Origin of the sequence: Paraburkholderia translucens, from assembly GCF_020881035.1 — a bacterium.
Lineage (GTDB): Bacteria > Pseudomonadota > Gammaproteobacteria > Burkholderiales > Burkholderiaceae > Paraburkholderia > Paraburkholderia translucens.
This window is the reverse complement of sequence record NZ_JAJITC010000008.1, coordinates 45,781-64,945: the sequence shown is the minus strand read 5'-3', so window position 1 is coordinate 64,945 and position 19,165 is coordinate 45,781. Positions and strand designations below refer to the sequence as shown.

The following is a 19,165-nucleotide window of genomic DNA, read 5'->3' as shown; positions in this document are numbered from 1 at the left end:
GTCATGAGCTATCGGGAACTGGTCGCCGAACTGGCGCGCGAGCACGCGGAGGAGTTGTCCGACGCGCTGCTCGAGCTGGGCGCTCTGTCCGTGTCGGTCGAAGACGCCGACGCCGACACGCCCGACGAGCAGCCGCTGTTCGGCGAACCCGGTCTCACGCCGGATCGCACGGCGTGGCAGCATTCGCGCGTGATCGCACTGCTCGCGCCGGAGCACGATCCGGCCGTGCTGCTGACCGCCGCGGCCAACGAAATCGGACTCGATGCCGCGCCGGCGTACACCGTGCGCGAAGTCGAGGAGCAGGACTGGGTGCGGCTCACGCAGTCGCAGTTCGATCCGATCCAGATCGGCGAGCGCATCTGGGTCGTGCCGTCGTGGCACGATGCGCCGGACCCCGACGCGCTCGTGCTCGAACTCGATCCGGGCCTCGCGTTCGGCACCGGCAGCCACCCCACCACGCGCCTGTGCATGGAGTGGATCGAGCAGTCGGTCAAGGCCGGCCAGTCCGTGCTCGACTACGGCTGCGGCTCCGGCATTCTGGCGATTCTCGCGAAGAAGTGCGGCGCCGATCCGGTGATCGGCATCGACATCGATCCGCAGGCGGTCGAAGCGGCGCGTCACAACAGCGAGCGCAATCACGCCGAGGTCATCTATGGCCTGCCTGACGCCTGTCCGGCCGGTGAATTCGACGTCGTGGTCGCGAACATCCTGTCCAATCCGCTGAAGCTGATGGCGTCGATGCTTTCGTCGAAGGTGAAGCCGGGCGGGCGCATCGCGCTGTCGGGCATTCTTGCGCGCCAGGCCGACGAGGTCGCGCAGGTCTATGCGCGCTGGATCGATATCAGCGTGTGGCGCGAGCACGAAGGTTGGGTGTGTCTCGCCGGAACGCGCCGCGAAAGCCATTAGAATAAGGCGTATTGTCAACCCAACGGCCTTTGGCTCAACGGCTCGATATGCACCTGGCGACGCGCTGCCCCTTCTGCGAAACTGTCTTCCGTCTGCAACCGGCGCAGCTTGCGCAGCGCCGCGGCCTCGTGCGGTGCGGGCATTGCCGGGAAGTCTTCGACGCGTCGAGCAGTCTCTTCGACGTCTCCGAAGGCGGCGATTTCTCCACGGCCAAGCCGGTTGCCGCCGCGGCGGCGATCGAAGCGCTGTCCGGAGTGCGGCAACCAGGCCCGGACGTCAGCAGCGCCGCGTTGGACCCGCGGGCTTCGGACCACGTCTCCCCCAGCGCTTCGAGCGATACGCTCGACAGCCGTTTGCGCGATCACGCCGCCAGCGTCCCGCTCGCGCCGCTGCCGCCTGGTAGCGACGTGCACGCACCCGCGGCCCCCGTCACGCCGCGTCAGCCGGCCGAACCTGAATTGCGCCCCAGCGGTTTCACCCCTCCGCTGCCCGAGGACGACGAGCCGACGCTGGCCGACGCACCATTCGAACCGTTTGCCTATCCCACCGACGACACGGTTGATGAACCGGCTGTCGTCCCCCCCGCGGCGCGTCCCGCCGCGCCTGCTACTCCTCCGCCACTCGAAGACGAAGCGCCGCGCGTCTGGCGCAAGGTCGAACGCCCCCAGCCGTCCACGCCGGATGAACCCGCGCTGCATGAACCAGCGGGGCTGCATGGCATGTCCGACAACGAGCCGCGCTTCGGCTCGATCGGCACGGGCCCCGCCAGCTTCGGGACCGCCGCAGGCTTGGGCGCCGCGGGTGTCGCAGGTGCGTCCGGCGGCGGCCCCGGCGGTCCGCGCCCGCCCGGCGGCCCCGCGCCCGCCGCATCGAGCGGCGAGCCATTCTCGGTCAACCCGCCCGTCGGCGACGGCGCCGATCCGTTCCGGGTAGTGCGCGAAACGCGCCCAACGGAAGCCGGGCGCGTCGGCTGGCTCGTGGCCGGCGTGGTGCTCTCCGCGCTGCTCGTCATCGTGCTGCTCGCGCAACTCGCGTGGTGGCAACGCGAGACCGTGATGGTCAACCTGCCGCGTTCGCAGGTGCTGTATGCGCAGGCCTGCGCGTATCTTGGCTGCCAGCTGACGCCGCCGCACGACATCGAAGGATTGCTGGTCGAGCCATCCGACCTGCGGCAGATCGACGGCCCGCACAAGCTCGAACTGAAGATGCCGTTGCACAACCGCCTGAACATCGCGCTTGCCTACCCTGCGATCGAACTCACGCTGCTCGACGATCAGAACAACGTCGCCGTACGGCGCGTGCTGTGGCCGCAGGATTACGTGCCGCCCGGCACGGTGATCGCGAGCGGCCTGCCCGCGCATACGACGCAGACGATGATCGTCCATCTCGACACCGGCACTGCGATCGCCTCCAATTTCCGCGTACAGATTTTTTATCCGTAATACGCACCCCTCGCGCGCCCGCTCAAAGCGGGCGCTTCATTGTCATCACTGACGCACTTTCTGGAGCACAACACATGAGTCAAGTCACGCTGGGTGGCAACCCGATCGAAGTAAGCGGCACGTTCCCGTCGGTCGGCCAGCAGGCCGCCGCATTCTCGCTGGTCGGCAAGGATCTGAAGCCGCTGACGCTCGCCGACTTCGCCGGCAAGCGCAAGGTGCTCAACATCGTCCCGAGCCTCGACACGCCGACCTGCGCGACGTCGACCCGCAAGTTCAACGAAGCCGCCGCAAAGCTTACCAACACGGCCGTGATCGTCGTGTCGGGCGACCTGCCGTTCGCGGCGTCGCGCTTCTGCACGACCGAAGGCATCGAAAACGTGGTGACCGCGTCGACGTTCCGCGGCCATGAGTTCGCGCAAGCGTACGGCGTCGACGTCACGAGCGGTCCGCTGACCGGCCTGACCGCGCGCGCGGTCGTCGTGATCGACGAGAACGACAAGGTCGTGCACGCCGAACTGGTCGGCGAAATCAAGAACGAGCCGAACTACGACGCAGCGCTCGCCGCACTGAAGTAAGCCTTCTGCGCGCGAACGGCAGCGCCGCGCCTCGCGTGTGGCGCTGCCGCCGTGTCGCTTCTATTTCCACCGTTTTCAAACAGGAACGCTCGCTTTGGCTACGCTCATCTGCGGCTCGCTCGCATACGACAACATCATGACCTTCGAGGGCCGCTTTCGGGAGCACATCCTGCCGGAGCAGGTCCACATCCTGAACGTGAGCTTTCTCGTGCCGACCATGCGTCGCGAGTTCGGCGGCTGCGCGGGCAACATCGCCTATGCGCTGAACCTGCTCGGCGGCGACGCGCGCATCATGGGCGCGATCGGCGCCGTCGATGCGCAGCTCTACCTGGACCGGCTCGCGACGCTCGGCCTGTCGGCAGAAAACGTGCTCGTCGTGCCGGACACCTACTCGGCGCAAGCGATGATCACGACCGACCTCGAGAACAACCAGATCACCGCGTTCCATCCGGGCGCGATGATGCAGTCGCATCACAACCGCGCTGACGAAGTGAAAGGCGTGACGCTCGGCATCGTCGCGCCGGACGGCTACGACGGCATGGTTCAGCACTCCGAACAGCTCGCCGCCGCGGGCGTGCCGTTCATCTTCGATCCGGGCCAGGGCTTGCCGCTGTTCGATGGCGAGACGCTGCGGCGCATCATTGAACTTGCCACATATGTTGCGGTCAACGATTACGAAGCCGCGCTGGTGAGCAACAAGACCGGCTGGTCGATCGAACAGATCGCGAGCAAGGTCGAGGCGCTGATCATCACGCTCGGCGAGAAGGGCGCGCAGATCCATCACGGCGGCGGCATCGAAGAGATTCCGGCTGTCAAGGCGACGCAGGTGCTCGATCCCACCGGTTGCGGCGACGCGTTTCGCGGCGGCTTGCTCTACGGTATCGAGAAGGGTCTCGGCTGGGCCACGACCGGCCGTCTCGCCAGCCTGATGGGCGCAATCAAGATCGAGCATCAAGGCCCGCAAAACTACGCGCCCAGCCGGGCGGAAATCAACGAGCGATTCAAGCAGGCCTTCGGATACGACCTGCACTGATATCGCGTGCTATGGAGTTTGGGAATGAGAACATCGAGTCGCCTGATCGTCGCCAGCGTGATCGCCGGTTCGCTCGCCATGTCGGGGTGTGCGGTCAACAGCAGTTCTCCCGACGTTTTCACCGCCTCGCAGGCGCAGCGTGAGCAGACGGTTCGCATGGCCACGGTGGAGAGCGTGCGCGCGGTGCGCATCAGCACCAACGAAGGTCAGCCGATCGGCATCGGCGCACTCGGTGGCGCGGCGCTCGGCGCGCTCGCGGGCAGTACGATCGGCGGCGGACGTGGCTCGGTCGCGACGGGTATCGTCGGCGGCATCGGCGGTGCGGTCGCAGGCAATGCGATCGAGAACCGCGTGGCGATGCGCGACGGTATCGAAATCACCGTGCGGCTCGACAACGGCGACCTGCGCGCGGTAACCCAAACCGCCACCGGCGAGATCTTCCGCGCCGGCGATCGCGTGAGGCTGCTGTCGAGCGGCGGCGTCACGCGCGTTACGCACTAAGCCCGGCTCCTTCTCGCACGGCCGCGCGCAGTTCAACGGCGCGACGTCGGCTCCGCACGCATGCGCCCTCACGGGTTCATGCGTGTTTTTCTTTCAGGGCGCCGCGCAAAAAAAAACCCGCCACCGGCACGCCGGTAACGGGACATTGACCGGGTGGCACTCGCACGAATTCGAGCACGACCCGGCCATCCGACACATCACGCGATGTGTCGACTTTCTTCTACGGCTTACGGACGGCTGCCCGTCGGGAACGGCCATGCCGCTGCCGGGTTCAGCGCGGTCTTCACCGTCGCCGCCGGTGCGCTCGAGACAGCAGGCGCAGCGGGAGCAGGCGCGGCCTTCTTGGCGACAGCCTTCTTCGCAGGAGCAGCCTTTTTCGCGGGAGCAGCGGCCTTCTTCGCAGGTGCAGCCTTCTTGGCAGGTGCAGCTTTCTTGGCTGCAGCCTTTTTCGCAGGCGCCGCCGCCTTTTTGGCAACGGTCTTCTTCGCCGCGGCCTTCTTCGCCGGTGCTGCCTTCTTCGCCGCGACCTTCTTGGCTGCAACCTTCTTCGCTGCGACCTTCTTCACTGCGGCTTTCTTCGCCGGTGCTGCCTTCTTCGCCGCGACCTTCTTGGCTGCAACCTTCTTCGCCGCAACCTTCTTCACTGCGGCTTTCTTCGCCGGTGCTGCCTTCTTCGCCGCGACCTTCTTGGCTGCAACCTTCTTCGCCGCAACCTTCTTCACTGCGACCTTCTTGGCGGCGACCTTCTTGGCCGGTGCGGCTTTCTTAGCCGGAGCAGCCTTCTTGGCTGCGGTCTTCTTTGCTGCCGGCTTCTTGGCCGCGGCTTTCTTTGCAGTTGCCATCATTTTCTCCTTCAGGTTTCGAGATGAGGTCAGTTCAAACAACACCCTTCGTCAAAACCCGCTTCCCGCGGACGCTTCTCAGGGCGCGCGCTACGAAGCGGGCTATTCATCGGCGTACGCTGGTGCAACGCGCTTACGCTAATGAATGCGGTTAGGCGCGCTGTGCCCGAAGGCACCGCGCGCCAGATCTGGTCGGCGTCGCGAGGCGACGCCGGCAATGGCTTGATCGGGCCGCCGGCAACAACGCCAGCGGCTTTTTCCGGGGGGAAGTTTGCCCATCCCACTGAAGGGTCCGCAAAGTGCCTGTCATGTTTGTGGGCCGTCAAGGCACCGGGCACGCTTTGCATCAGGCCGTTCTGCTCCTAACCCGGGGCGCCGCGGCCACAGGCGGCGGCATCCCCATCAATGAATACATCCGCGACGCGAATCCCGGTTTTACTCCCAGGACAGCGCGCCGCCAGTCTGATATTCGATCACTCGCGTCTCGAAGAAATTGCGTTCCTTCTTCAGGTCGATCATCTCGCTCATCCACGGGAACGGGTTTTCCTCGTTCGGGTAGAGCGGATCGAGACCGATCTGCTGGCAACGGCGGTTGCAGATGAAGCGCAGATAGCTCTTGAACATCGACGCGTTCAGACCGAGCACCCCGCGCGGCATCGTGTCTTCGGCGTAGCGATATTCGAGCTCGACCGCCTGCTGGAAGATCGCGCGAATTTCGGCGCGGAACTCAGCCGTCCACAGGTGCGGATTTTCGAGCTTGATCTGGTTGATCAGGTCGATGCCGAAGTTGCAGTGCATCGACTCGTCGCGCAGGATGTATTGGTACTGCTCCGCCGCGCCGGTCATCTTGTTCTGGCGGCCGAGCGCCAGGATTTGTGTAAAGCCGACGTAGAAGAACAAGCCCTCCATCACACAGGCGAACACGATCAGCGAGCGCAGGAGCGTCTGGTCTGCTTCGAGCGTACCGGTCTTGAAGGCCGGGTCGGTCAGCACGTGGATGTACGGAATCAGGAATTCGTCTTTCGCGCGGATCGACGGAACCTCGTGATACGCGTTGAAGATTTCGCCTTCGTCGAGACCGAGCGACTCGACGATGTACTGGTAAGCGTGCGTGTGGATCGCCTCTTCGAACGCCTGGCGCAGCAGGAACTGGCGGCATTCGGGCGCCGTGATGTGGCGGTAGGTGCCCAGCACGATGTTGTTGGCGGCGAGGGAATCCGCCGTCACGAAGAAGCCCAGGTTGCGCTTGACGATGCGGCGCTCGTCCTCGGTCAGCCCGTTCGGGTCTTTCCACAGGGCGATGTCGCGCGACATGTTCACTTCCTGGGGCATCCAGTGGTTGGCGCAACCTGCCAGATACTTCTCCCACGCCCACTTGTACTTGAACGGCACCAGCTGATTGACGTCAGTCTGGCCGTTGATGATGCGCTTGTCGGCGACATTGACGCGCGCTTCGGAAGCAGCCGCGGCGTTGCCGGCACGAGCAACGGGAGCGACAGCGATGTCGTTCGCGAAGACTTCTTGAGCGGAGGGAGCATGAGGAGCGGAACGCGTTCCGATTTGCGAACCCACAGCCGACCCCGCAGCGTTGCGCAACACGTCGGGTTGCGTCGCGCTCGAGGGAGTTACGGCAGTGATCTCGTCATCCCAGTTGAGCATAAATGTCACCATCAATTTAGAACGGTTTGTACCATCTTTTCACGAGCGATAAAAGAGCTCACTCGCGAAAATTCCTGTTTTCGATTCGCGTTGCTACGTTCATACAACACTTTGTTCGACACGCTGTGTGTGATGCGTCGAGTGACACGCGATGAATGCGTGTTGAACAGGTGTTGTCGAGGTGCTTCGCGAACTCGAAGAGCAACGTTTCGACACGACGCTTCGTTGCTCTATCTATATGTATTGCGCAGTGCATCCGCGGCATCCGTTGACTGATCGATGCCGCGCGAGCCGCTCATCGCGAGAGTCGACGTCGGCGAGTGAAGTGCGATGGCGTGTCGGGCGTGGCCGACTGCTGTGCTGCTTCGCTGCATCGACGAGCGGTGAGACCTCGAAACTGCCCACCGCTCATCGACCTGCTTCTACTTCATTGAGGCGGCGCGTTGCTCGCCGCTTGCGGGTCGTCACCTGCAACTGCCTCGTGCAGTTAGCAAGCAATGCTCCCGCTGCTTGCTTCCGCTTACTGGCAAGCCTCGCACTCGTCGAAGCCAGGATCGCCCGGACGCATCATGCACACCGGACCATCCGCTTCGGGCGCCGCTTCGACTGCGATCGCGGCAGTCGCCGTTGCCGCTGCCGCAGCCTGGAAGCCGCCGCCCACGCCACCAGCCGCACCGCCGCTCACGCCGAACCCGCCCGCCGCGCCGCCCGAGCCGTCATGACCCGAGCTCACAGCGTTCAGCGCGCCGTGCGCGACCGTCGACTTCTCGACGTGCGTCGCCGCCATCGTGCGCAGGTAGTAGGTGGTCTTCAGACCGCGCAGCCATGCGAGCTTGTAGATCTCGTCGAGCTTCTTGCCCGATGCGCCCGCCATGTAGATGTTCAGCGACTGCGCCTGGTCGATCCACTTCTGACGACGCGACGCCGCTTCGACGAGCCACGTCGGATCGACTTCGAACGCGGTCGCGTAGATCGCGCGCAGGTCGGCCGGGATGCGGTCGATGCGCGACAGCGTGCCGTCGAAGTACTTCAGGTCGGCGACCATCACCTCGTCCCACAGACCGCGCGCCTTCAGGTCGCGCACCAGGTAGTCGTTGACCACCGTGAATTCGCCCGACAGGTTCGACTTCACGTACAGGTTCTGATAGGTCGGCTCGATGCACGCCGACACGCCGATGATGTTCGAGATCGTCGCGGTCGGCGCGATCGCCACGCAGTTCGAGTTGCGCATGCCGTAGGTCGCGATGCGCGAGCGCAGCTCGGCCCAGTTCATCGACTCGCTCGAATCCACTTCGACGTAGCCGCCACGCGCTTCGGCGAGCAGCTTGACCGTGTCTTGCGGGAGGATGCCGCGATCCCACAGCGAGCCGCGGTAGCTCGAGTAGCGGCCGCGCTCTTCGGCAAGCTCGGTCGATGCGTAGTAGGCGTAGTAGCAAACCGCTTCCATCGAGCGATCGGCGAACTCGACCGCTTCCTGCGACGCATACGGCGTGCGCAGCACGTGCAGGCAGTCCTGGAAGCCCATGATGCCGAGGCCGACCGGACGGTGCTTGAGGTTCGAGTTGCGCGCCTTGGCGACCGCGTAGTAGTTGATGTCGATCACGTTGTCGAGCATGCGCATCGCGACGCTGATTGTGCGCTTCAACTTGTCGTGGTCGAGCGCGACCGTGCCGTCGGCCTGTTCCTTCAGGTGCGCGACGAGGTTCACCGAGCCGAGGTTACAAACGGCGATCTCGGCGTCGCTCGTGTTCAGTGTGATTTCCGTGCACAGGTTCGACGAGTGGACAACGCCGACGTGCTGCTGCGGCGAGCGCACGTTGCACGGATCCTTGAACGTGATCCACGGATGGCCGGTTTCGAACAGCATGCCGAGCATCTTGCGCCACAGCTGCGCCGCCGGAATCTTCTTGAACAGCTTGATCTCGCCGCGCGCGACCTTGTCTTCGTAAGCCGTGTAAGCCGCTTCGAACTCGGCGCCGAACTTGTCGTGCAGATCCGGGCAGGTGGACGGCGAGAACAGCGTCCAGTCGCCGCCTTCCATCACGCGCTTCATGAACAGGTCGGGAATCCAGTTCGCCGTGTTCATGTCGTGCGTGCGACGACGGTCGTCGCCGGTGTTCTTGCGCAGCTCGAGGAACTCCTCGATGTCGAGGTGCCACGACTCGAGATACGCGCACACGGCGCCCTTGCGCTTGCCGCCCTGGTTCACGGCGACCGCGGTGTCGTTGACGACCTTCAGGAAGGGCACGACGCCCTGCGACTTGCCGTTGGTGCCCTTGATGTGCGAGCCGAGCGCGCGCACGCGCGTCCAGTCGTTGCCGAGACCGCCGGCGAACTTCGACAGCAGCGCGTTTTCCTTCAGCGCTTCGTAGATGCCGTCGAGGTCGTCGTCGACCGTGGTCAGGTAGCACGACGACAGCTGCGAGCGATGCGTGCCCGAGTTGAACAGCGTCGGCGTCGAGCTCATGAAGTCGAAGCTCGACAGGATGTTGTAGAACTCGATTGCACGCGCTTCGCGGTCGATCTCGTTCAGCGACAGGCCCATCGCGACACGCATAAAGAATGCCTGAGGCATTTCGATGCGCACGCCGTCGTGGTGCAGGAAGTAGCGGTCGTACAGCGTCTGCAGACCGAGGTAGCCGAACTGCAGGTCGCGGTTCGCGTCGAGCGCGGCGCCGAGACGCTTCAGGTCGAACTGCTGGAGCTTGTCGTCGAGCAGGCCGGCGCCGATGCCGCGCTTGATGAACTGCGGGAAGTACTCGGCGTAGCGCTCGCCCATTTCGGCTTGCGTGACTTCTTCTTCGAGGATCTCGCGGCGAATCGTGTGCAGCAGGATGCGCGAGGTCACCTGGCTGTAGGCCGGGTCCTTTTCGATCATCGTGCGGGCAGCAAGGATGGCCGAGTCGTACACCTGACTCATCGGCACGCCGTCGTAAAGGTTCTTCACCGTTTCCGCGACGATCGGCTCGGCGCTCACCGCGTCGCCGAGATTCGCGCACGCGGATTCGATGACGCCGCGCAGCGCGGCCATATCCAGCGGACGCGTGACACCATTGTCGGTCACGTTCAGGCCCGGCGTGCTTGCGCTTTCCGCATGCTCATCATGCGCGCGCGCCTGGTTGCGCTTCTCGCGGTACAGCACGTAAGCACGCGCGACGTTGTGTTCGCCGCCGCGCATCAGCGCGAGCTCGACCTGATCCTGAATGTCTTCGATATGGAACGTGCCGCCGTTCGGGCGGCTGCGCACCAGCGCGCGCACCACGTTCTGCGTGAGTTGCTCGACCAGTTCGCGCACACGCGCCGACGCCGCGCCCTGACCACCGTTGACGGCGAGGAATGCCTTCGTCACGGCGATCGCGATTTTCGACGGCTCGAAGGACACCACGCTACCGTTGCGGCGGATCACCTTGTAGTCGGCGTAGTTCGCTTGCGGCGCGAGCACCTCTACGCCTTGAGTCTGGCCAAAAGCCTGGCCAGTCGGTGAGCCCTCGTACCGGGTCGTCACGTTGTCGGTGGTTTGCATATGCAAAGCTCCTGGTCTTTGGAAATGGCGGCGAGTGCCGCGGACTAAATCGAACGCCGCGCCGCCGCGTGCGCGAGCGATGAGGTGCAGGAAGGCCGGCTACGCCGGCTGGCGGGATGCAACTGCGAGGAAGCCTGGTTCGATTTGACGTCGGTCTTCATCGGGTCGGTCGCGATCACTGGCTGGTCCTTTCCTGAATGCTTCTGGATGCGGCCGGAGATCCCCCTACCGGCCCTGCTCCAGGAATTTTTTTCGCTGCCTGGAATGCTTGCGGCGCCGTGCTCGGGGAGCGGGGCGCCGCAAACTTATTCACTCGGTTATGCACATGGTTATTCACAGCTCGACACAACATATAGTGCATAACTCAGCTTTCGGCACCAAGTATAGTGGAGATTCGAGACAGGTCAAACGGTTTTATTTGCTGCGGAAGTCTTGACTTTTGGCTTTCGCGGCGCGCAGAAGCCTCCCGGAAAAGCAGGCTGCGCCTGGTTCTCTGCGAATCACGCAAGGTTGTGCGAAGGGGGATTACCGCGTTTCGGAAAACTTGAGATAGGGGAAATACCGACCATCGAGCGACGTATCGCGTTGCAGCCGCGGCCACTCGAAATGTGGACCCGGATCGGTCTTGCGACCGGGGGCGATGTCGGCGTGACCGGCGAGCGCGTCGATCGGATAGCGCGCCTTCAGTGCGCTCACGAGCGCGGCGAGCGTGCGGTATTGCGCATCTTCAAAGGCGATGGTGTCGCTGCCTTCGAGCTCGATGCCGATCGAGAAATCATTGCAGCGCTCGCGGCCGAAGAAATTCGACGGCCCTGCGTGCCACGCCCGCTCGTTGCACGACACGAACTGCTCGAGTGCGCCGTCGCGATGAATCACGAAGTGCGCGGACACGCGCACGCCGCGTAGATGCGTGTGGTAGTACGGGTGAGCGTCGCAGTCGAGCGTGTTCTGGAACAGCTCGGCAATCGCGGTGCCGCCGAACTCGTTCGGCGGCAGGCTGATGTTGTGAACGACGATCAGCGTCGGCACCGCGCCGTGCGGCCGCGCTTCGAAATTCGGCGAGGTGAGCTTACGCGCGGCGCCAACCCAACCGTCGGCGTCGACGGTGTACGCGCCGCTCATCGCGCGTCGCGGCCTGCCGGACGCGCACTGTGGCGCTGCGCGTGCGCGGCGCAGCAGAACGTCTGCCCCGCGACGCTCACGGACTCGCTCTTCGGCGCATGCACGCCGCACTCGACGCAACGGATCATCGGCTCGGCAAGCTGCGGCTGTTCATTCGAGGAGCGCGCGCCGCCATTCGCGGTGCCGGCACCCTTGGCACCATGGGCACCGGTGCGTTGCGCCTCGTGGCGACGCAGCGCCTTCACGAGCCATTGACCGACGATGAACAGCACGATCAGCAAAAAGATTTGTCGCATGGAGACACGCTCACACTACAGGCCGGTGCAACAGCACCTCGAAAACAAAACGGCTGCCGACGTACGCAAGCAATAGCGCGACGAACGAGGCCAGCACCCAGCGCAATGCCGCACGGCCGCGCCAGCCGGACACCTTGCGCGCGGTCAGCAGCGCGCCGAACATCACCCAGGAAAGAATCGCGAACACGGTCTTGTGATCGAGCAGCAGCGCGCGGTCGATCAGCTGCTCGCTGAACAGGATGCCCGATACGAGCGTCAGCGTGAGCAACACGAAGCCGGCTCCGATCAGGCGGAACAGCAGCTTTTCGAGCGTGAGCAGCGGCGGCAGCGTGTCGAGCCAGCTCGACCACCAGCCGTTGCCCGCGGCGGCCGCGTGCCGCTGCGCGAGTCCGCCGCGCATTGCATGCAGACGCCGCTCGACCGCCAGCATCAGCACCGCGTGCAGTGCCGCGATCGCGAACAGACCATACGCGATGTTCGCAATCAGGAAGTGCAGCTTGAACATCGGCGCGGCGGCATACGGCAGCACGCGCACGCCGCCGAACGCGAGCGGCAGCAGCGACGCGACGCACGCGAGCGGCAACACCAGCAACCGCAAACCGTCGAGCGGGAAAAAGAAGCTCTCGATCCAGTAAATACCGGCGCCGAGCCAGAACATCGCCGACAGCGCGAACGCGAAGCCGAACACCATCGCGTTCTGCGGGAAGATCGTGGTATGCAGCAGCACGCCGTGGGCGAGCAACGCGACAAATAGCAGCGCGCGCCCGGGCGCGCTCATGCCGGTGGCCACCGAAGCGCTCGCGGCATGATCGGGTAGCGGCGGCACGCTCTCGAGCAGCGGACGCACGACCGCGTGCCGATGCGAGCGCCAGCCGGCCACGGCGAGGCCGCCGTAGAGAAGCGCGGTGAGGGCATACAGTACAATATCCATGTTCGAAGTTTACACTAGGCCCCTCCTCCGCGACGTCTTGCGCGTCGTGCGCTGCGCGGGCCCCACCGTTCATCGCTCCCCATGCTCGACAATCTGACTCAACGGATGGCGCGCGTCGTCAAGACGCTGCGCGGCGAAGCCCGGCTCACCGAGGCGAACACCCAGGAAATGCTGCGCGAGGTGCGTCTCGCACTGCTCGAGGCCGACGTGGCGCTGCCCGTCGTGCGCGAGTTCATCGCCAAGGTCAAGGAGAAGGCGCTCGGCGAAGAGGTACTCGCCAGCCTGTCGCCGGGCCAAGCGCTCGTCGGCGTCGTGCAGCGCGAGCTGACCGCGGTGATCGGCGGCGATTACGAAGGCAAGGCCTCCGAGCTCAATCTCGCGGTCACGCCGCCCGCGATCATCCTGATGGCGGGTCTGCAAGGCGCCGGTAAGACGACCACGGTCGGCAAGCTCGCGAAATTGCTGCGCGAGAAGTACAAGAAGAAGGTGCTGACCGTTTCGTGCGACGTCTATCGTCCCGCCGCAATCGCGCAGTTGAAAACGGTGACGGAGCAGGTCGGCGCGGACTTCTTCCCGTCCGAACCGAACCAGAAACCGGTCGACATCGCGCGCGCCGCGCTCGACTGGGCCAAGCGTCATTACCATGACGTGTTGCTCGTCGACACGGCCGGCCGCCTCGGTATCGACGAAGCGATGATGCAGGAAATCACGGCGCTGCACGCCGAGCTGAAGCCCGCGGAAACGCTGTTCGTCGTCGACGCGATGCTGGGCCAGGACGCGGTCAACACCGCGAAGGCGTTCAGCGACGCGCTGCCGCTCACCGGCGTCGTGCTCACCAAGCTCGACGGTGATTCCCGCGGTGGCGCGGCGCTGTCGGTGCGTCACGTGACCGGCAAGCCGGTCAAGTTCGTTGGTGTCGCCGAAAAGCTCGACGGCCTCGAAGTGTTCCACCCGGACCGCATGGCGAGCCGGATTCTCGGCATGGGCGACATTCTCGCGCTCGTCGAGGAAGCGCAGCGCGGCGTCGACGTGCAGGCCGCGCAAAAGCTCGCCGACAAGGTCAAGAAAGGCGGCGACTTCGACCTCAACGATTTCCGCGCGCAGCTCACGCAGATGAAGGGCATGGGCGGCCTGTCGTCGCTGATGGACAAGCTGCCCGCGCAGTTCCAGCAGGCCGCGGCCGGCGCCGACATGGGCCAGGCCGAGAAGCAGATGCGCCGCATGGAGGGCATCATCAACTCGATGACGCCGGCCGAGCGCGCCAAGCCCGAACTGATCAAGGCGACCCGCAAGCGCCGCATCGCCGCTGGCGCGGGCGTGCAGGTGCAGGAGGTCAACCGCATGCTGAACCAGTACGAACAGATGCGCACGATGATGAAGAAGCTCAAGGGCGGCAACCTGCAGAAGATGATGCGCGGCATGAAGGGCATGATGCCCGGCATGCGCTAAGCTTGATGAGAACGGCGCGCGACTGACTTCGGCGGCGTGCGGGTTTATTCTGTAGCGCATCGCGTCGTCCCTCGCGGGAACGCCCCTCGGGATGTTCCCACCTATATGTATACAGTTATCGTCCGTCAGACGTCATGAACCGCGAAGAAGCCCTCCATATTTTTCAACACTCCGAAGAGATCGTTTCGGCCTCGGACGTCAAGGCGTCGATCGTCCGCATGGCGGCCGCCATCCGCGACGAGATGAGCGAGGACTTCCCGCTTGTGCTGTCGGTGATGGGCGGCGCAGCGGTGTTTACGGGCATGCTGCTGCCGCACCTCGATTTTCCGCTCGAGTTCGACTACATCCATCTGACGCGCTACCGCAATACAACCAAGGGCAGCAACGAGATGCAATGGCGCGTCGCCCCTGCCGAGTCGGTGAAGGATCGCGTGGTGCTCGTGCTCGACGACATCCTCGACGAGGGAGAGACGATGGCCGCGATCCGCGACCGCATCCTCGCGATGGGCGCGAAGCGCTTCTTGTCCGCGGTGCTCTGCGAAAAGATCATTCCGAAGGCAAAGCCGCTGCACCCCGATTACTGCGGGTTCGAGGTGCCGGACCGCTATGTGTTCGGCTGCGGGATGGACGCGAAGGGGTATTGGCGCAACCTGCCGACCATTCGGGCGTTGACCGAGGGGGCGTGAACGGGGCATCCGCATACGGACGAAAAAAAAGCAGCCTGAATGGCTGCTTTTTTATGGCTGCGACGGCGGCTACTCGCACGCGGACTCCCGCTCCCGCTTCACAGCTTGTGCACGAATGAGCGAATGCCGCCGAGGATCATCTCGACCGAAATCGCGACGAGTACGAGCCCCATCAACCGCTCGAACGCCGTCATCACCCGTTCGCCGAGCCACCCCTGAATACGCTCGGCGAGCATCAGCACGATCGCGCAGATGATCATCGTGACGGTCAGCGCGCCGACCCACTCGTACATTTTGGCCGGCGCCTGCGACGTCAGCAGCATGACCGTCGCCAACGCCGACGGACCCGCCAGCGCCGGAATCGCGAGCGGCACGATCAACGGCTCGCCGCCGCTCGCATCGCCACCGAACGGGCCATCCGGATGCGGAAACACCATGCGCAGCGCGATCAGGAACAGCACGATGCCACCGCCGATCCGCAACGACTGGTCGCTCAGGCTCATCATGCGCAGAAAGCCCTGCCCGAGCACCATGAACACCAGCAGGATCGCAAATGCGATCGCGACCTCGCGCAGGATCACGACCGTGCGACGCTCTGCCGCCACACCCCGCAGACAGCTGATGAAGATCGGGATGTTGCCGAGCGGATCGGTGATCAGGATCAGCAGCACGGTCGCGGACAGGAAGGTGTACTCCACTGCCCGCTCCGCTTAGCTCGCGAGTGCCGCGCGCACTTTGTCGATTACGGTTTGCGCTGCATCTTCGACCGGCAGCAGCGTCGCCTCGGTGTCGCGACGACCCTGATACTCGATCTTGCCGTCCTTGAGACCGCGCTCGCCGATCACCAGTCGATGCGGCACGCCGATCAGCTCCCAGTCGGCAAACATCACGCCCGGACGCTCGCCGCGATCGTCGAGGATCACGTCGATGCCGGCCGCGACGAGTGCCGCATACAGCTTGTCGGCCTGCTCACGCACGGCGTCGCTGCGGTCGTAGCCCATCGGACACAGCACGACTTCGAACGGAGCGATCGACTCCGGCCAGATGATGCCCTTGCCGTCGAAATTCTGTTCGATCGCGGCGCCGAGAATACGCGTGACCCCGATACCGTAGCAGCCCATTTCCATCGGCCGCGGCTTGCCGGTTTCGTCGAGGCAGGTCGCGTTCATCGCTTCGGAGTACTTCGTGCCGAGCTGGAACACGTGGCCCACTTCGATCCCGCGGCAGATGTCGAGCACGCCCTTGCCGTCCGGCGACGGATCTCCCTTCTTCACGTTGCGGATGTCGGCAACGACCGGCTCGGGCAGGTCGCGGCCCCAGTTCACACCAGTGATGTGATAGTCGACCTCGTTCGCGCCGACCACGAAGTCGCTCATGTTCGCGACCGTGCTGTCCGCGATCACCTTGACCGGCTTCTTCGTGTTGATCGGACCGAGATAGCCCGGCGGCGTGCCGAAAGTCTCGATGATCTCGGCTTCGGTCGCCATGCGGAAGTCGGCGAGACCCGGCAGCTTGCCGACCTTGATCTCGTTCAGATCGTGGTCGCCGCGCAGCATCAGCAGCCAGATGGTCGGTTCGGCACCTTCGTTTTCGGTGGCGAGAACGACCGACTTGATCGTGCGCTCGAGCGGAATGTTAAGCAACTCGGCGACGGCCTCGCACTTCGCCTTGCCCGGCGTCGCGGTCTTCTTCATGTCCTCGGCGGCCGCGGCGCGTTGCGCGATCAGCGGCAAGGCGTCGGCGGCCTCGACGTTCGCGGCGAAATCGGAAGTCGGGCAATAGGCGATCGCGTCTTCGCCCGTGTCGGCGATCACGTGGAATTCATGCGAGCCGCTGCCGCCAATCGAACCGTTGTCCGCCGCCACCGCGCGAAACTCGAGGCCGAGGCGCGTGAAAATGCGCACGTACGCGTCGTACATCTTGCGATACGACTCGCGCAGACCTTCCACGTCCTTGTCGAACGAGTACGCGTCTTTCATGATGAATTCGCGGCCGCGCATCACGCCGAAACGCGGACGGATCTCGTCGCGGAACTTCGTCTGGATCTGATAGAAGTTGACCGGCAGCTGGCGATAGCTCTTGATCTGGTTGCGCGCGATGTCGGTGACGACTTCCTCGTGCGTCGGGCCCATCACGAAGTCGGCCTGCTTGCGGTCCTTGAAGCGCAGCAGCTCCGGACCATATTTCTCCCAGCGGCCCGATTCCTGCCATAGCTCGGCCGGCTGCACGGCCGGCATCAGCAGTTCGATCCCGCCTGCCCGGTTCATTTCCTCGCGCACGATCGCTTCCACCTTGCGGATCGAACGTAGGCCGATCGGCAGATAGTTATAGATACCGCCCGCGACGCGACGGATCATGCCCGCGCGCACCATGAGCTTGTGGCTGATGATTTCGGCGTCGGCGGGCGCTTCTTTGAGGGTGCCGATAAAGAAACGGGAGGCTTTCATTCAAGGTGTCCAAAAGCGGCGGCTTCCGGTGGGACCGCCAGAAAAGGTGAAAACATTGGGAAAATCGACACGGATCCGCGGCTAAGCCGACACGGTTCACCCGATTGGCGGCACGCAGCCCCTGCCCGGCGCCGAAACCGCCGCGCGAAGCCTCTCTCGAAGGAATAGGGCACGGAAAACCGACAGGCTACCGCAAACACCGGCCTGTTGCGGCGAATCGCTCCATTCTTATGCGATTCGGTGCGTAGGGTCCGTTATCTGTTTATAATCAAAGCAATTTTAAAGGATTCGAAGGTGGTTGTATGCTGGATCGTGAAGGCTTTCGCCCGAACGTCGGCATCATCCTCTTGAACGCGCACAACGAGGTGTTTTGGGGCAAACGGCTCCGTGAACATTCCTGGCAGTTTCCGCAAGGGGGCATCAAATATGGTGAAACCCCCGTGCAAGCGATGTATCGGGAGTTACACGAAGAGACCGGACTGCTTCCTGAGCACGTCAAGGTTATCGGTCGCACGCGCGACTGGTTGCGTTACGAGGTGCCTGACAAGTTCATCAAGCGCGAAGTACGCGGTCACTACCGCGGCCAGAAACAAATCTGGTTTTTGCTCCGGATGGTGGGACGCGACTGCGACATCTGTTTGCGCGCCACCGACCACCCTGAGTTCGATGCGTGGCGTTGGAACGAGTACTGGGTGCCGCTCGACTGTGTGATCGAGTTCAAGCGGGATGTGTATCAGTTGGCGCTGACGGAGTTGTCCCGTTTCATGCGTCGGCCTGCGCCGCGTGCGGATAGACCTGGCGGGCATCATGGGTCGCGTTATCCCCGGATAGCGTCGTCGATGCAAAGCCCGCCGGATTCCACGGTAAGCACGGTGGTTACGACCGTTACTACTGTTACTACCGTGAGTTCGGTCAGCGTCGAGACATCGGCGCACGTCCTGGTCGCGCCGGATTGCGGTCCCGGCTCATTGGATGCAACCATGCGACCGGGGCATGAGCGCGAAACAGCCGAAGCCGACGAGACCGTCGCCCCGTTAGTCCGGCGAGACATGGGCGATTAACCATTCAAGGCGGTGGCTCACGCCGTCTCTCTCTGGCGCGGCCTTCGGGCCGCGTCCGTCTTTCGAAGGAATCATATTGAAAGCATTTGCACTCGCCGTGGCATGTGTCGCCACCGGCGCCCTGCTGGCAGGCTGTTCGAGCGCCGGCAAACCGACCAACAAGGACGACAGCGCGTTCGTGTATCTGCTGGATCGCAAGAGCAACTGGGTTGAGAACAAGGTCGACACGCTGCCGCCGCTGCCCACCGATGCGAACCTGCTGCCGTTCGAGGTCTCCGGCAACACGCCGCTGCATTTCGCGATCGACCCCAAGTCAGTCAGCGTTGGCGACGACGGCGTCGTACGTTACACGGTAGTCGTCACGAGCCCGAGCGGCGCGCGCAACGTCAACTACGAGGGCATTCGCTGCGACACGTATGAGTGGCGTCAGTACGCGGCTCTGAACGCCGATCACGACGGATGGGACACGACGGTCGCCACCCAATTTTCGCGCATCGAAGACGGCGCGCTGAACGCGTACCAGGCCGCGCTGTATCAGGACTATATGTGTACAAGCAAGATCCCTACCGGCAGCGCGCAGCGCATCGTCGAGAACATCCGCTACAAGCGCACTCAGACGTCGCAGATTCACTGAAGCCGTTCGCGCAGTAGCGCGCCTGGTTCAGGCATGCTGCTCGTTCATGACGATAAGA

18 protein-coding genes are annotated in these 19,165 nt (G+C 64.0%); 9 read left to right on the top strand and 9 right to left on the bottom strand.

The features are described 5' to 3' along the window. The first annotated feature begins 3 nt into the window (after positions 1–3). The 5 genes from prmA (at position 4) to LJ655_RS16365 (ending at position 4,457) form a co-directional block, all read left to right on the top strand. The gene (gene prmA / locus LJ655_RS16385; protein WP_230562297.1) at positions 4–906 is read left to right on the top strand and encodes a 50S ribosomal protein L11 methyltransferase; all 903 of its coding nucleotides are present in this window, start codon (positions 4–6) and stop codon (positions 904–906) included. A gap of 47 nt (positions 907–953) precedes the next feature. Then, positions 954–2,348, top strand: coding sequence for a zinc-ribbon and DUF3426 domain-containing protein (locus LJ655_RS16380; RefSeq protein ID WP_230562514.1), 1,395 nt, complete (start codon positions 954–956; stop codon positions 2,346–2,348). Between the two features lie 74 nt (positions 2,349–2,422). Beyond that, entirely contained in the window at positions 2,423–2,923 is a 501-nt protein-coding gene (gene tpx / locus LJ655_RS16375) for a thiol peroxidase (protein ID WP_008923073.1), read from the top strand. A gap of 94 nt (positions 2,924–3,017) precedes the next feature. After that, positions 3,018–3,956 carry a carbohydrate kinase family protein gene (locus LJ655_RS16370; RefSeq protein ID WP_230562296.1) on the top strand — a complete coding sequence of 313 codons (939 nt, stop codon included), beginning with the start codon at positions 3,018–3,020 and terminating at the stop codon, positions 3,954–3,956. Between the two features lie 24 nt (positions 3,957–3,980). Then, the gene (locus LJ655_RS16365; RefSeq protein WP_230562295.1) at positions 3,981–4,457 is read left to right on the top strand and encodes an outer membrane lipoprotein; all 477 of its coding nucleotides are present in this window, start codon (positions 3,981–3,983) and stop codon (positions 4,455–4,457) included. Between the two features lie 227 nt (positions 4,458–4,684). Here the strand turns inward: LJ655_RS16365 and LJ655_RS16360 are convergent, their stop codons facing one another. The 7 genes from LJ655_RS16360 to LJ655_RS16330 all read right to left on the bottom strand — a co-directional run bounded on the left by LJ655_RS16360 (position 4,685) and on the right by LJ655_RS16330 (position 12,830). After that, on the bottom strand, positions 4,685–5,299 hold the full coding sequence (locus LJ655_RS16360; protein ID WP_230562513.1) for a histone H1-like DNA-binding protein: 615 nt from the start codon (positions 5,297–5,299) through the stop codon (positions 4,685–4,687). Between the two features lie 29 nt (positions 5,300–5,328). Beyond that, entirely contained in the window at positions 5,329–5,646 is a 318-nt protein-coding gene (locus tag LJ655_RS16355) for a hypothetical protein (protein WP_230562294.1), read from the bottom strand. A gap of 88 nt (positions 5,647–5,734) precedes the next feature. Further along, positions 5,735–6,958 carry a ribonucleotide-diphosphate reductase subunit beta gene (locus tag LJ655_RS16350; protein ID WP_230562293.1) on the bottom strand — a complete coding sequence of 408 codons (1,224 nt, stop codon included), beginning with the start codon at positions 6,956–6,958 and terminating at the stop codon, positions 5,735–5,737. Between the two features lie 520 nt (positions 6,959–7,478). Further along, complete coding sequence (locus tag LJ655_RS16345; protein WP_230562292.1) at positions 7,479–10,481, bottom strand: ribonucleoside-diphosphate reductase subunit alpha; 3,003 nt, start codon at positions 10,479–10,481, stop codon at positions 7,479–7,481. 525 nt (positions 10,482–11,006) lie between these two features. Next, the gene (gene ampD / locus LJ655_RS16340; protein ID WP_230562291.1) at positions 11,007–11,603 is read right to left on the bottom strand and encodes a 1,6-anhydro-N-acetylmuramyl-L-alanine amidase AmpD; all 597 of its coding nucleotides are present in this window, start codon (positions 11,601–11,603) and stop codon (positions 11,007–11,009) included. Then, complete coding sequence (locus LJ655_RS16335) at positions 11,600–11,899, bottom strand: PP0621 family protein (protein WP_230562290.1); 300 nt, start codon at positions 11,897–11,899, stop codon at positions 11,600–11,602. The genes ampD and LJ655_RS16335 overlap by 4 nt, the downstream gene beginning before the upstream one ends. A 10-nt stretch (positions 11,900–11,909) precedes the next feature. After that, positions 11,910–12,830, bottom strand: a complete 921-nt coding sequence (locus tag LJ655_RS16330) for a cytochrome C assembly family protein (protein WP_230562289.1) — start codon at positions 12,828–12,830, stop codon at positions 11,910–11,912. Positions 12,831–12,911: 81 nt separating this feature from the next. On the opposite strand from LJ655_RS16330, the gene ffh reads away from it, so the two are divergent. Together ffh and LJ655_RS16320 are read left to right on the top strand one after the other, a co-directional pair. Continuing rightward, positions 12,912–14,279, top strand: a complete 1,368-nt coding sequence (gene ffh, locus LJ655_RS16325; RefSeq protein WP_230562288.1) for a signal recognition particle protein — start codon at positions 12,912–12,914, stop codon at positions 14,277–14,279. A gap of 134 nt (positions 14,280–14,413) precedes the next feature. Beyond that, the gene (locus LJ655_RS16320) at positions 14,414–14,965 is read left to right on the top strand and encodes a hypoxanthine-guanine phosphoribosyltransferase (protein ID WP_230562287.1); all 552 of its coding nucleotides are present in this window, start codon (positions 14,414–14,416) and stop codon (positions 14,963–14,965) included. A 98-nt stretch (positions 14,966–15,063) separates the two neighbouring features. Here LJ655_RS16320 and LJ655_RS16315 read toward each other — a convergent pair whose 3' ends face one another. Both LJ655_RS16315 and LJ655_RS16310 read right to left on the bottom strand, forming a co-directional pair. Then, complete coding sequence (locus tag LJ655_RS16315; RefSeq protein ID WP_230562286.1) at positions 15,064–15,663, bottom strand: MarC family protein; 600 nt, start codon at positions 15,661–15,663, stop codon at positions 15,064–15,066. A 12-nt stretch (positions 15,664–15,675) separates the two neighbouring features. Next, positions 15,676–17,412: a proline--tRNA ligase gene (locus tag LJ655_RS16310; protein ID WP_230562285.1), complete on the bottom strand. Its 1,737-nt coding sequence runs from the start codon at positions 17,410–17,412 to the stop codon at positions 15,676–15,678. A 302-nt stretch (positions 17,413–17,714) separates the two neighbouring features. On the opposite strand from LJ655_RS16310, the gene LJ655_RS16305 reads away from it, so the two are divergent. Beyond that, on the top strand, positions 17,715–18,473 hold the full coding sequence (locus LJ655_RS16305; protein ID WP_230562284.1) for an RNA pyrophosphohydrolase: 759 nt from the start codon (positions 17,715–17,717) through the stop codon (positions 18,471–18,473). A gap of 76 nt (positions 18,474–18,549) precedes the next feature. Continuing rightward, entirely contained in the window at positions 18,550–19,107 is a 558-nt protein-coding gene (locus LJ655_RS16300) for a CNP1-like family protein (protein ID WP_230562283.1), read from the top strand. The last annotated feature ends 58 nt before the right edge of the window (positions 19,108–19,165 follow it).